Annotated in this window: 11 protein-coding genes; all 11 read left to right on the top strand. The window is 57.8% G+C overall.

Going from position 1 to position 14429, the window contains the following annotated elements:
• Positions 1-61 precede the first annotated feature (61 nt).
• Complete coding sequence (rpoB, locus tag BN1119_RS11270) at positions 62-4090, top strand: DNA-directed RNA polymerase subunit beta (RefSeq protein WP_041997851.1); 4029 nt, start codon at positions 62-64, stop codon at positions 4088-4090.
• A 91-nt stretch (positions 4091-4181) separates the two neighbouring features.
• Positions 4182-8486: a DNA-directed RNA polymerase subunit beta' gene (rpoC, locus tag BN1119_RS11265; RefSeq protein WP_041997849.1), complete on the top strand. Its 4305-nt coding sequence runs from the start codon at positions 4182-4184 to the stop codon at positions 8484-8486.
• A gap of 196 nt (positions 8487-8682) precedes the next feature.
• Entirely contained in the window at positions 8683-9399 is a 717-nt protein-coding gene (locus BN1119_RS11260; protein WP_041997847.1) for a helix-turn-helix transcriptional regulator, read from the top strand.
• A gap of 23 nt (positions 9400-9422) precedes the next feature.
• Complete coding sequence (locus BN1119_RS11255) at positions 9423-9803, top strand: RidA family protein (protein ID WP_041997845.1); 381 nt, start codon at positions 9423-9425, stop codon at positions 9801-9803.
• Positions 9804-9885: 82 nt separating this feature from the next.
• Positions 9886-10278: a sulfurtransferase complex subunit TusD gene (gene tusD, locus BN1119_RS11250; protein ID WP_041997843.1), complete on the top strand. Its 393-nt coding sequence runs from the start codon at positions 9886-9888 to the stop codon at positions 10276-10278.
• Positions 10279-10286: 8 nt separating this feature from the next.
• On the top strand, positions 10287-10643 hold the full coding sequence (gene tusC, locus BN1119_RS11245; protein WP_041997841.1) for a sulfurtransferase complex subunit TusC: 357 nt from the start codon (positions 10287-10289) through the stop codon (positions 10641-10643).
• A gap of 8 nt (positions 10644-10651) precedes the next feature.
• Positions 10652-10930, top strand: a complete 279-nt coding sequence (gene tusB, locus BN1119_RS11240; protein WP_041997839.1) for a sulfurtransferase complex subunit TusB — start codon at positions 10652-10654, stop codon at positions 10928-10930.
• A 183-nt stretch (positions 10931-11113) separates the two neighbouring features.
• Entirely contained in the window at positions 11114-11488 is a 375-nt protein-coding gene (gene rpsL / locus BN1119_RS20070; protein ID WP_084205426.1) for a 30S ribosomal protein S12, read from the top strand.
• A 93-nt stretch (positions 11489-11581) separates the two neighbouring features.
• On the top strand, positions 11582-12052 hold the full coding sequence (gene rpsG, locus BN1119_RS11230; RefSeq protein ID WP_041997835.1) for a 30S ribosomal protein S7: 471 nt from the start codon (positions 11582-11584) through the stop codon (positions 12050-12052).
• A 78-nt stretch (positions 12053-12130) separates the two neighbouring features.
• Positions 12131-14236: an elongation factor G gene (gene fusA / locus BN1119_RS11225; RefSeq protein WP_041997833.1), complete on the top strand. Its 2106-nt coding sequence runs from the start codon at positions 12131-12133 to the stop codon at positions 14234-14236.
• A gap of 54 nt (positions 14237-14290) precedes the next feature.
• A partial coding sequence (locus tag BN1119_RS20065; RefSeq protein WP_244463733.1) for a GTP-binding protein occupies positions 14291-14429 on the top strand: 139 nt, incomplete at its 3' end.

Below are 14429 nucleotides of genomic sequence, written 5' to 3'. Positions count from 1 at the left end.
GTTGAGACAGAGCTGTCCTGCGGGACAGAGTGGGTCACTTATCAGCGAGCTGAGGAACCCTATGGTTTACTCTTATACCGAAAAAAAACGCATTCGTAAGGACTTCGGTAAGCGAGACCAGGTACTGGACACGCCTTATCTGTTGTCCATTCAGCTGGACTCCTTCAAGCAGTTCATCGAGGCTGACCCGGAAGGTGAATATGGCCTAGAGGCCGCTTTCCGTAGCGTTTTCCCGATCACCAGTTACTCCGGTAGTGCTGAGCTTCAGTATGTCAGCTATCGCCTGGGTGAGCCGGTATTTGACGTAAAAGAATGCCAGATCCGTGGAGTGACCTACTCCGCGCCGCTGCGTGTCAAGCTTCGTATGGTTCTGTACGACCGTGAAGCAGCTGCCGGCACCGTCAAAGACATCAAGGAACAAGAAGTTTACATGGGCGAAATTCCGCTCATGACCGAAAACGGCACCTTTGTCATCAATGGTACCGAGCGGGTCATCGTCTCCCAGCTGCACCGCAGCCCGGGCGTCTTCTTCGACCACGATAAAGGCAAAACACATTCATCCGGTAAGGTACTGTATAACGCCCGCGTTATTCCCTACCGTGGCTCCTGGCTGGACTTCGAGTTCGATGCGAAAGACAACCTGTTTGTCCGTATCGACCGTCGTCGCAAATTGCCGGCGTCCATCATTCTGCGCGCCCTGGACTTCAGCTCCGAAGAAATCCTGGCCACCTTCTTCGAGACCATAGGTTTCGAAGTCAAGGATGGCAAGTTGATGATGGATCTGGTGCCCGAGCGCCTGCGTGGCGAAACCGCGACCTTCGACATCGTTGCCAATGGCACCGTAGTGGTCGAAACCGGTCGTCGTGTCACCGCCCGCCACATCCGTCAGCTGGAAAAAGACGCCATCACCCAGATCGAGGTGCCGGTGGAGTATGTTGTTGGCAAAGTTGCAGCCAAGGACTACGCACATCCCCAGACTGGCGAAATGGTCGTGACCGCCAACCAGGCCCTGAGCCTGGAAGCGATCGCCAACCTGTCCCAAGCTGGCTTCAAGCACTTCGAGGTTCTGTTCACCAACGAACTGGACCACGGTGCCTACATGTCCGAGACCCTGCGTATCGACAACAGCTCCAACCGTTTGGAAGCGCTGGTCGAGATCTATCGCATGATGCGTCCGGGCGAGCCACCCACCCGCGAAGCGGCAGAGCAGCTGTTCGAAAACCTGTTCTTCTCTTCCGAGCGTTACGACCTGTCTACCGTGGGTCGGATGAAGTTCAACCGCCGTCTGTCTCGTGAAGACGAGACCGGCGTGGGCACCCTGACCAAAGACGACATCGTCGAAGTCATGAAGCGCCTGATCGACATCCGTAACGGCAATGACGAGGTGGACGATATCGACCACCTGGGTAACCGTCGTATCCGTTCCGTCGGTGAAATGGCCGAGAACCAGTTCCGTGTCGGTCTGGTCCGTGTCGAGCGTGCGGTGAAAGAGCGTCTCTCCCTGGGCGACCTCGACACCCTGATGCCGCAGGATCTGATCAACGCCAAGCCGATCTCCGCCGCGGTCAAAGAGTTCTTCGGTTCCAGCCAGCTGTCCCAGTTCATGGACCAGAACAACCCGCTGTCCGAAGTGACCCACAAGCGCCGTATCTCCGCGCTGGGCCCGGGCGGTCTGACCCGTGAGCGTGCCGGCTTCGAAGTTCGAGATGTACACCCGACTCACTACGGTCGTCTGTGCCCCATCGAGACCCCTGAAGGTCCGAACATCGGTCTGATCAACTCGCTGTCCGTGTATTCCCGCACCAACGAGTACGGTTTCCTCGAGACCCCGTACCGCAAGGTCATCGACGGTCTGATCACCGACGAAGTGGATTACCTCTCCGCCATCGAAGAAGGCAAGTACGTCATCGCTCAGGCCAATGCGGCAGTCAGCGAAGATGGTCGCCTGAAAGATGAACTGATCCCGTGCCGCCACAAGGGTGAATCCACCTTTATGAACGCCGATCAGATCCAGTACATGGACGTGAGCCCGCAACAGATCGTCTCTGTGGCAGCGGCCCTGATCCCCTTCCTGGAACACGATGATGCGAACCGGGCCCTGATGGGTTCGAACATGCAACGTCAAGCCGTGCCGACCCTGCGTGCCGACAAGCCGCTGGTAGGTACCGGCATGGAACGCGCTGTGGCCGTTGACTCCGGTGTGACCGTGGTGGCCAAGCGTGGCGGCGTGATCGACTATGTCGATGCTTCCCGTATCGTTATCAAGGTCAACGAAGATGAGCTGCTGCCTGGCGAAGCCGGCATCGACATCTACAACCTGACCAAGTACACCCGTTCCAACCAGAACACCTGTATCAACCAGCGTCCGTGCGTGATGCTGGGCGAGCCGGTGATGGCCGGTGACGTACTGGCTGACGGTCCGTCCACCGATCTCGGTGAGCTGGCGCTGGGCCAGAACATGCGCGTCGCCTTCATGCCGTGGAACGGTTACAACTTCGAAGACTCGATCCTGGTGAACGAGCGTGTGGTGCAGGAAGATCGTCTGACCACCATCCACATCCAGGAACTGGCCTGTATCTCCCGTGACACCAAGCTGGGTCCGGAAGAGATCACTGCCGACATCCCGAACGTGGGTGAAGCCGCTCTGTCCAAACTGGACGAGTCCGGCATCGTCTACGTGGGTGCCGAAGTGAAGGGCGGCGACATCCTGGTCGGCAAGGTCACCCCCAAGGGTGAAACCCAGCTGACCCCGGAAGAGAAGCTGCTGCGCGCCATCTTCGGTGAGAAGGCGTCCGATGTGAAGGACTCCTCCCTGCGTGTGCCGAACGGTGTGTACGGTACCGTAGTTGACGTGCAGGTCTTTACCCGCGATGGCGTGGAAAAAGACAAGCGCGCCAAAGAAATCGAAGAGATGCAGCTGAAGGAAGCGAAGAAGGACTTGACCGAAGAGTTCAAGATCCTGGAAGACGGCGTATTCGGCCGTACTCGCAACCTGCTGCTGGCCGCCGGTTACAGCGAAGATCGTCTGAACAAGCTCGATCGTTCCAAGTGGTTTGAACTGGCCATCGACGATGAAGCCAAGCAAATCGAGCTGGAGCAGATCGCCGAACAGCACATCGAGCTGCGCGCCGACTTCGACAAGAAGTTCGAGAACAAGCGTCGCAAGATTATCCAGGGTGATGATCTGGCGCCGGGCGTACTGAAAATCGTCAAGGTTTACCTGGCGGTCAAGCGTCGCATCCAGCCGGGTGACAAGATGGCGGGCCGTCACGGTAACAAGGGTGTCATCTCCAAGATCTGTCCGGTCGAGGACATGCCCCATGACGAGTTCGGCCGTCCGGTCGACATCGTACTGAACCCGCTGGGCGTACCGTCCCGGATGAACATCGGTCAGATCCTCGAAGTGCACCTGGGCCTTGCGGCCAAGGGCATCGGCGAGAAGATCGACCGCATGATCAAGGAACAGCGCGAACTGCACGAGATGCGTGAATTCTTGCAGAAGGTCTATGACCTGGGCGAGAAGGACACCCAGCAAGTGAACATCGCCGAGCTGTCTGACGACGACGTGCGTACCCTGGTCGGTAACCTGCGCAAGGGCCTGCCGGTGGCAACACCTGTCTTCGACGGCGCCAAAGAGCGTGAGATCAAGGCCCTGCTGAAGCTGGCCGACCTGCCGGAATCCGGTCAGATCTCCCTGTTCGACGGCCGTACCGGTAACACCTTTGAGCGCAAGGTCACTGTGGGTTACATGTACATGCTGAAGCTGAACCACTTGGTAGACGACAAGATGCACGCGCGTTCTACCGGTTCCTACAGCCTGGTTACCCAGCAGCCGCTGGGTGGTAAGGCGCAGTTCGGTGGTCAGCGGTTCGGTGAGATGGAAGTGTGGGCCCTGGAGGCTTACGGTGCGGCATACACTCTGCAAGAGATGCTGACCGTCAAGTCTGACGATGTGAACGGCCGTACCAAGATGTACAAGAACATCGTGGATGGCGACCACCGTATGGAGCCGGGCATGCCCGAATCCTTCAACGTATTGCTGAAGGAAATCCGCTCTCTGGGTATCAACATCGAGCTGGACGAAGAGTAAGAGTCCGCTCTTATTGTTCGAGAATTGACGTGGGCGCCCCGCTGTTTTGGCAGCAGGGGCGCCGAGGTTAGACTCCTGACAGGGGAAACACGTGAAAGACTTACTCAAGTTTTTGAAGGCTCAGACCAAGACCGAAGAGTTTGACAGTATCAAGATCGGTCTGGCCTCTCCTGACATGATCCGCTCCTGGTCATTCGGTGAGGTCAAAAAGCCTGAGACCATCAACTACCGGACTTTCAAGCCGGAACGTGATGGTCTGTTCTGCGCCCGTATCTTCGGACCGGTGAAGGACTACGAGTGTCTGTGCGGCAAGTACAAGCGCCTGAAACACCGTGGTGTGATCTGCGAGAAGTGCGGCGTAGAAGTGACCCAGACCAAGGTCCGTCGCGAGCGCATGGGCCACATCGAGCTGGCCAGCCCGACTGCCCACATCTGGTTCCTGAAGTCCCTGCCGTCCCGTATCGGTCTGCTGCTGGACATGACCCTGCGTGACATCGAGCGCGTGCTGTATTTCGAATCCTATGTGGTTATCGAACCCGGCATGACCAACCTCGAGCGCAGCCAGATGCTGTCCGAAGAGAACTATCTGGACGCACTGGAAGAGTGGGGCGACGAATTCGACGCCAAGATGGGTGCCGAAGCAATCCTGGCATTGCTGCGCGCCATCGATCTGGAAGGTGAAGTCAAGACCATGCGCGAGGAGCTGGATCAGACCAACTCCGAGACCAAGCGTAAGAAGACCACCAAGCGTCTGAAGCTGATGGAAGCCTTCCTGCAGTCCGGCAACAAGCCGGAGTGGATGATCATGACAGTGCTGCCCGTGCTGCCGCCGGACCTGCGTCCGCTGGTACCGCTGGACGGCGGCCGTTTCGCGACCTCCGATCTGAACGATCTGTACCGTCGCGTGATCAACCGTAACAACCGCCTGAAGCGTCTGCTGGACCTGGCTGCACCGGACATCATAGTGCGCAACGAAAAGCGCATGCTGCAAGAGTCCGTCGATGCCCTGCTGGACAACGGCCGTCGCGGTCGTGCCATCACAGGTTCCAACAAGCGCCCGCTGAAATCCCTGGCCGACATGATCAAGGGTAAGCAGGGTCGTTTCCGTCAGAACCTGCTGGGTAAACGTGTCGACTACTCCGGTCGTTCCGTTATCACCGTAGGCCCGACCCTGCGTCTGCATCAGTGCGGTCTGCCGAAGAAGATGGCGCTGGAGCTGTTCAAGCCCTTCATCTATGGCAAGCTGGAAACCCGCGGTCTGGCGACCACTATCAAGGCCGCCAAGAAGATGGTGGAGCGCGAAGAAGCTGTCGTTTGGGATATCCTGGACGAAGTGATCCGCGAGCACCCGGTTCTGCTGAACCGTGCACCGACTCTGCACCGTCTGGGTATCCAGGCATTCGAACCGACTCTGGTCGAAGGCAAGGCCATCCAGCTGCACCCGCTGGTCTGTGCTGCGTATAACGCGGACTTCGATGGTGACCAGATGGCGGTCCACGTACCGCTGACCCTGGAAGCCCAGCTGGAAGCGCGCGCCCTGATGATGTCTACCAACAACATCCTGTCGCCTGCCTCCGGTGAGCCGATCATCGTGCCTTCTCAGGACGTGGTCTTGGGTCTGTACTACATGACCCGTGCCCGTATCAACGCCAAAGGCGAAGGTATGGTGCTGGCCGGCCCGAAAGAAGCCGAGAAAGTGTATCGCGCCGGTCTGGCCGATCTCCATGCTCGTGTGAAAGTACGCATTACCGAATACCTGCGTCAGGAAGACGGTTCCCTGCGTGAACACACCGAGATGAAGAACACCACGGTCGGTCGTGCGATCCTGAGCCTGATCCTGCCCAAAGGCATGGAATACGCCCTGATCGACGAGCCCAAGGTACTGACTGCCGCCGAACAGGCCGATCTCGATGCCAATCCGCAGAACTGGATCAAGTGCGTCTCCAACAAGGCGTTGGGCAAGAAGCTCATCTCCCGTCTGCTGAACACCTGCTATCGCAAGCAGGGCCTGAAGGACACCGTCATCTTCGCTGACCAGCTGATGTATACCGGTTTCCATTACGCGGCCCTGTCCGGTGCGTCCGTTGGTATCGATGACATGGTCATCCCGGATGCCAAGAAAGACATCATTGCGGCAGCCGAAGCCGAAGTTGCCGAGATCCAGGACCAGTTCCTGTCCGGTCTGGTGACCGCGGGCGAGCGTTACAACAAGGTTATCGATATCTGGGCCAGCGCCAACGAGCGCGTCTCCAAGGCCATGATGGAGAACTTGTCCAAAGAGCGTAACGTCAACTCCCTGGGCGAAGAAGAAGAGCAGGCATCGTTCAACAGCATCTTCATGATGGCCGACTCCGGGGCGCGGGGTTCCGCCGCCCAGATCCGTCAGCTGGCCGGTATGCGTGGCCTGATGGCCAAGCCGGATGGCTCCATCATCGAAACCCCGATCGTCGCGAACTTCCGCGAAGGTCTGAACGTACTGCAGTACTTCATCTCTACCCACGGCGCTCGTAAGGGTCTGGCGGATACCGCACTGAAGACGGCGAACTCCGGTTACCTGACTCGTCGTCTGGTCGACGTGGCCCAGGACATGGTGATCACCGAGGATGATTGCGGCACGACCGACGGTCTGTGGATGACTCCGCTGATCGAAGGTGGCGACGTGGTCGAGCCGCTGCGTGAGCGCGTGCTGGGCCGTGTGGTGGCCGATGACGTGATCAAGCCGGGCACCGAAGACGAAGTGCTGGTAGCACGCAACACCCTGCTCGACGAGCAGCTGTGTGACCTGCTGGAGCGCAACTCCGTTGACCGCGTGAAGGTACGTTCTGCCATCACCTGTGAGACCGACTTCGGTAACTGTGCTCACTGCTACGGCCGTGATCTGGCCCGTGGTCACCTGGTGAACAAGGGTGAGGCTGTCGGTGTTATCGCCGCCCAGTCCATCGGTGAGCCGGGTACCCAGCTGACGATGCGTACCTTCCACATCGGTGGTGCCGCATCCCGTGCCGCTGCCGAGAGCAGCATCCAGGTCAAGAACACAGGTAGCATCAAGCTGCAGAACGCCAAGTTCGTTCACAACAGCGAAGACAAGCTGGTTATCACCTCCCGTTCTACCGAACTGACCATCATGGACGAGATGGGCCGTACCAAGGAAAGCCACAAGCTGCCTTACGGTTCCGTGCTGGAAGTGAAAGACGGTCAGGCCGTGACGGCCGGTGAAACCGTGGCGAACTGGGATCCGCACACCCACCCGATCATCACCGAAGTGGCGGGTCGCCTCCAGTTCGAACACATGATCGATGGTGTGACCATCACCCGTCAGACCGACGAGCTGACCGGTCTCTCCTCTATCGTCGTGCTGGATGTCAACGAGCGTCCGAGCGCCGGTAAAGAGATGCGTCCGACCGTGAAACTGGTCGACCTGAACGGCAAAGACGTGATGATCCCGGGTACCGACGTAGCCGCCCAGTACTTCCTGCCGGGCAAGGCGATCGTCAACCTGGAGGATGGTGCCAACGTGGGTGTGGGTGACGCGGTTGCGCGTATCCCGCAGGAATCCGGCGGTACCAAGGACATCACCGGTGGTCTGCCGCGCGTTGCGGATCTGTTCGAAGCACGTATTCCGAAGGAACCGGCTATCCTGGCCGAGATCTCCGGCACCATCTCCTTCGGGAAAGAGACCAAGGGCAAACGCCGTCTGGTCATCACCCCGACCGATGGTGGCGATATCTACGAGGAGATGATTCCGAAGTGGCGTAACCTGAACGTGTTCGAAGGTGAAAAAGTTGAGAAGGGTGAAGTGCTGGCTGACGGTCCTGAGTCTGCACACGACATCCTGCGTCTGCGCGGTATCAGCCCGGTCGCCAACTACATCGCCAACGAAGTGCAGGACGTTTACCGTCTGCAAGGCGTTAAGATCAACGACAAGCACATCGAAGTCATCGTGCGTCAGATGCTGCGCAAGTGCGAGATCCTGAGTGCCGGCGATACCGACCTGATCGAAGGCGAACAGGTTGAAGTGGCTCGCGTCAAGATTGCCAACCGTAAGCTGGTTGCCGAGGGCAAGGTCCCGGCCACCTACCGTCATATCCTGATGGGGATTACCAAGGCATCTCTGAGCACCGAGTCCTTCATCTCCGCGGCCTCCTTCCAGGAGACCACCCGTGTTCTGACCGAAGCGGCCGTTGGCGGCAAACGTGACGAACTGCGTGGCCTGAAAGAGAACGTGATCGTGGGTCGTCTGATCCCGGCTGGTACCGGCTTTGCCTACCACCACAGCCGGATCAACCAGCGTGCCGCCGCAGCCCGTGCTGTCGGTGTGCCCCAGGTGACAGCCGATGAAGCCCAGCAAAATCTGGCGGATCTGCTCAACGCATCCGGTAGCTTCGACGAAGAGTAATCTTCCGTTGTCGTGATTGAAAAAGGGCTCCTGCAAGGAGCCCTTTTTGTTGCTTGTGTGTCGCTCCTGGCCTGCACCGTCGCGGGGCAGCAGATGATCCAGTGCAAGGTTATAGAGCAAAAAATCAAAAAAAGTTGACATTGCCAGTGCGCAATTGAAAACTCGGGTCAGGTAACCGTGATTACAGGGGTAAAAGATGACTGTTGGTATCGAGGATGTAATGCTTCCCGAGGAACAGCTGGTCAGTCGCACTTTTACAGACGAAGACAGGGAATTGTTGCGCTCCTATGAGGGGCTGATCGAGGGCTTGGCCGAACTGTTCGGCAAGCACTGTGAGGTGGTACTTCACTCCCTGGAGAATCTGCACGAGTCGGTGATCAAGATAGCGAACGGTTTCAACACCGGGCGCAACGAGGGGGCGCCGATAACGGATCTGGCACTGCGTATGCTCAAGGACATCGAGAATACCGGCCAGGACTATACGCAAAGCTACTTCGCCCGCAGCCGGACCGGTGCTCTGATGAAGTCGATCACCATCGCCATTCGCAACGGCGACAAGCAGGTGATCGGCCTTATCTGCATCAACCTGCATATCAATGCGCCGTTCCACGAGTTTGTGGCCGAGTTCTTCCCGACGCCGCAGCAGGTCGAGCGTCAGTCTCCCGAGACCTTCGCCAACAGCGTGGAGGAGCTGGTCGCCCAGACGGTGGACAACACCATCGACGAGATCAACCGGGATCCGACCGTGGCGAACAACGCCAAGAACCGTTTTATCGTGACCCAGTTGTTCGAGAAGGGCATATTCGATATCAAGGATTCGATCAATCTGGTCGCCGACAAGCTTAATATTTCCAAACACACCGTCTATCTTTACATCCGCCAGCGCAAGCAGGGTGAAGATGAGAGCGAGTGAGCGCCATAGAAGAGGACAGATGAATGGCTAAAGAAGTAATCGCAACCGAGCAGGCACCTGCCGCGATCGGTCCGTACGTGCAGGGCACCAAGCTGGGAGAGCTGGTGTTCACCTCGGGTCAGATCCCGCTCGATCCCACCACCATGGAGATCGTCAGCGGTGGCGTCGAGGCCCAGGCCGAGCAGGTGATGAAGAACCTGGTTGCCGTATTGAAGGCGGCTGGCTCTGATCCCAGCAAGGTGCTGAAGACCACCTGCTTCCTGAGCGACATGAACAACTTTGTGGCCTTCAATCAGGTTTATGCCCGCTACTTCGGCGAGTCCGCTCCGGCGCGCTCCTGCGTCGAAGTCGCGCGTCTGCCCAAGGATGTGCTGGTTGAAGTGGAAGCGATTGCCCATCTTTGATCCGGCAGCGCTGTGATGAGCCCCTCCCGGAGGGGCTTTTTTGTCTCCGGTCCCCCGGGGGGACCCTCTTGGGAATACGGATATGAGTCTGAGTTTCGCACTGCTGGTGACGGGGCCCGCCTATGGCAGCCAGGCGGCCAGCACGGCCTACCGCTTCGCCAGGGCCCTGCTGGCCGAGGGGCATACCCTGTCTCACCTCTTCTTCTATCAGGACGGGGTGAGCAACGGCAATCAGCTCCATGCCCCGGCCTCCGATGAGGTCGATCTGGTGCGGCTGTGGGCCGAACTCGCCATCGAGCAGGGGATCCGCATCGATGTCTGCGTGGCGGCGGCCATGCGTCGCGGTGTGCTGGATCAGGCCCAGGCCAGCGAGGTGGGCAAGGCCCAGTTCAATCTGGCCGAGCCCTTCTGTCTCAGTGGCCTGGGCCAGCTGGCGGAAGCGGCCCTGACTGCCGATCGCGTCGTGCAATTCTAGGAGCTGACATGAACAAGATTGCCTTTATCGGTCGTCATGCCCCCCATGGCTCGGCTGCGGGTCGGGAGGGGCTGGATGCCTTGCTGGCCAGCTCGGCCCTGACCGATGCGGTGGCGCTATTCCTGATCGAAGACGGGGTGCTGCAGCTGCTGGCCGATCAGCGACCCCAGTCCATCTTGCAGCGCCACTATGCGCCCACCTTCAAGCTGCTCGAACTGTACGACGTGGAAGAGGTCTATGTCTGCGCCGACTCCCTGCGGGAGCGGGGTGTGCAGCCAGACGCGCTCGCCATCGAGGTGCGTTGCCTGCCCAGGGCCGAGCTGACTCGTCTCTGGGCCGGTTATCCCGTGCATTTGAGTTTCTGAGAGGGATCATGATCCATTTGATATTGAGCTCCCCGTTTCTGACCCAGGATCTGGAGCAGGCGCTGCGCTATCGCAGCCATGGGGATGCACTGGTACTGATGCAGGATGCCGTACTGGCGGCGGTGAGCCCGCTCTGGCAAGCAAGGCTGGCTTCGGAGCGACTCTATGTGATGAGCGACGATCTCGCCGCCCGCGGTTTGGGGCAGGGATCCGGTCTACCCCTGACCCTGGGGGAGTTGGTGGCACTGATTGAGGCTGAAGGTTCGCCTCATACCTGGTCATGCTAGCGTCATGATTTCTTGTTATAACTCAGTAGTTTGACTCTGTGTCTGTGCCAAAGTCTGTGTCCTTTTACGGCACGGATTGTATAAATCTTGACTCCCTAGGCGACAGGGCATAAAATTTCGCGTCCCCGTATCTGCGGGGAGGATTTTTCACATGTTTATGAAGTCATTATCAGGAGCCTTTTGATGGCAACTATTAACCAGTTGGTTCGCAAGCCACGCACTAAGCTCGTTGAAAAAAGCAACGTGCCTGCGCTGGAAGCGTGCCCTCAGAAGCGTGGCGTGTGCACCCGTGTATACACCACCACCCCGAAGAAGCCTAACTCTGCACTGCGTAAAGTGTGCCGTGTTCGTCTGACCAACGGCTTCGAAGTCACCTCCTATATCGGTGGTGAAGGTCACAACCTGCAAGAGCACTCCGTTGTTCTGATCCGTGGCGGTCGTGTCAAGGATTTGCCGGGTGTTCGTTACCACACCGTTCGTGGTGCGTTGGACTGTGCCGGTGTTAAAGACCGTAAGCAGGCTCGCTCCAAGTACGGCGTGAAGCGTCCGAAAGCTTAATGGTTCTCCGTTAAGTAAGGCCAAACGTTAATTCGTTTCTAGTTAGATAACTTTCTAGTTTTGGGTAACCCCTGAAGTTACGGAGAATTTGAAATGCCAAGACGTCGTGTTGTTGGTCAGCGTAAAATCCTGCCGGATCCCAAGTTCGGATCAGAGCTGCTGGCTAAATTCGTCAACGTAGTAATGGTTGACGGTAAGAAATCTGTTTCCGAAGCCATCGTATACGGTGCTCTGGACATCATTGCCACCAAATCTGGCAAAGAGCACCTGGCCGTATTCGAAGAAGCCCTGGACAACATTCGTCCGGCCGTCGAGGTTAAATCTCGTCGTGTCGGTGGTGCAACCTATCAGGTGCCGGTAGAAGTTCGCCCGGTACGTCGCAATGCCCTGGCAATGCGTTGGTTGGTTGATGCCGCTCGTAAACGTGGTGAAAAATCAATGGCTCAGCGCCTGGCTGGCGAGCTGCTGGATGCCGCTGACAATAAGGGTTCGTCTGTCAAGAAACGTGAAGACGTTCACCGTATGGCTGAAGCGAACAAAGCCTTCGCTCACTTCCGCTGGTAATCCGCTTGCGCAGGGTCTGCTGAAGATCCTGCGCACCTTCAATTATCTAGGGACAGGTTCCTTAGTAAGAGGATGACAATGGCTCGTACAACCCCCATTGAGCGCTACCGTAATATCGGTATCTCCGCTCACATCGACGCCGGTAAGACGACTACTACCGAACGCGTTCTGTTCTATACCGGTGTAAGCCACAAGATTGGTGAAGTTCACGATGGCGCCGCCACCATGGACTGGATGGAACAGGAACAGGAGCGTGGTATCACCATCACCTCCGCTGCGACCACCGCATTCTGGTCCGGCATGGGCAAACAGTTCCAGCCGCACCGCATCAACATCATCGACACCCCGGGTCACGTGGACTTTACCATCGAGGTAGAGCGTTCCATGCGCGTCCTGGATGGCGCCGTGATGGTGTACTGTGCCGTAGGTGGCGTACAGCCGCAGTCTGAGACCGTATGGCGTCAGGCCAACAAGTACAAGGTTCCCCGTATCGCGTTCGTCAACAAGATGGACCGTACCGGTGCCAACTTCCTGCGCTGCGTTGAACACATCAAGACCCGTCTGAAAGGCGTGCCGGTTCCCCTGCAACTGAACATCGGTGCAGAAGAGAACTTCAAGGGCGTCGTTGACTTGGTCAAGATGAAAGCCATCAACTGGAACGAAGCTGACCAAGGCGTCACCTTCGACTACGAAGATGTGCCGGCCGAGCTGCTGGAGCAGGCGCAAGAAATGCGCATGAACCTGGTTGAGGCCGCTGCCGAAGCGTCCGAAGAGCTGATGGAAAAATACCTGGGCGGCGAAGAGCTGACCGAGGAAGAGATCAAGAAAGCTCTGCGTCAGCGCGTGCTGAACAACGAAATCATCCTGGTAACCTGTGGCTCCGCGTTCAAGAACAAGGGCGTACAGGCCATGCTGGATGCCGTGGTTGACTACCTGCCGGCTCCGACCGACGTAGCTGCCATCGACGGTCTGAAGCTGGACGGCGAGACCAAAGACGAGCGTCACGCTTCTGACGACGAGCCGTTTGCTGCTCTGGCGTTCAAGATTGCTACGGACCCGTTCGTGGGCAACCTGACCTTCTTCCGCGTCTACTCCGGTATCGTCAACTCCGGTGACTCCGTGCTGAACTCTGTCAAAGAGAAGCGCGAGCGTTTCGGCCGTATCGTTCAGATGCATGCCAACAAGCGTGAAGAGATCAAAGAAGTTCGCGCAGGCGACATCGCTGCTGCCATCGGTCTGAAAGACGTGACCACTGGTGACACCCTGTGTGACGAAAAAGCGCCGATAATCCTCGAGCGTATGGAATTCCCTGAGCCGGTAATCTCCATCGCGGTTGAGCCGAAAACCAAGGCTGACCAAGAGAAGATGGGCCTGGCCCTCGGCCGTCTGGCGCAGGAAGATCCCTCTTTCCGCGTATGGACTGACGAAGAATCCGGTCAAACCATCATTGCCGGTATGGGTGAGCTGCACCTGGACATCATCGTTGACCGTATGCGTCGCGAGTTCAAGGTTGAAGCGAACGTAGGTAAGCCGCAGGTTGCCTACCGTGAAACCATCCGCAATACCGTCAAGGATATCGAAGGCAAGCACGCCAAGCAGTCCGGTGGTCGTGGTCAGTACGGTCACGTTGTGATCGACATGTACCCGCTGGAAGAAGGCAAAGCCTACGAGTTCGTGAACGACATCAAAGGTGGCGTGATTCCGGGCGAATTCATCCCGGGCGTTGACAAGGGTATCCGCGAGCAGCTGAAGTCCGGCCCGCTGGCAGGCTATCCGGTAATGGATCTGGGCGTGCGTCTGCACTTCGGTTCTTACCACGATGTCGACTCTTCCGAACTGGCGTTCAAGATCGCTGCTTCCATGGCCTTCAAGGCTGGCTTCATGAAAGCCAACCCGGTTCTGCTCGAACCGATCATGAAAGTGGAAGTCGAGACTCCGGAAGATTACATGGGCGACGTGATCGGTGACCTGAACCGTCGTCGTGGCCTGATCGAAGGTATGGAAGACGGTCCGTCCGGCAAGATCGTACGTGCTCTGGTGCCGCTGGCCGAGATGTTCGGTTATGCAACTGCCCTGCGTTCCGCTACCCAGGGTCGCGCTTCCTACGCCATGGAATTCGCCAAGTATCACGATGCCCCGACCAACGTCGCCCAGGCCGTGATCGAAGAGCGTAAATCCAAGTAATTTAAGATTCCCCGCCTACGACGGTAGGCGGGTTTAACCTAGAAGGACTACGTCGTGTCTAAAGAAAAATTTGAGCGTTCCAAACCTCACGTAAACGTGGGCACCATCGGCCACGTTGACCACGGTAAAACCACCCTGACTGCAGCCATCACCAACGTGCTGGCCAAGCACTATGGCGGTAAAGCCTTCGCCT

This window comes from Aeromonas bivalvium, from assembly GCF_000819765.1.
Lineage (GTDB): Bacteria > Pseudomonadota > Gammaproteobacteria > Enterobacterales > Aeromonadaceae > Aeromonas > Aeromonas bivalvium.
The sequence above is the reverse complement of the archived record's forward strand: the minus strand, read 5'-3'. Positions and strand labels throughout refer to the sequence as shown.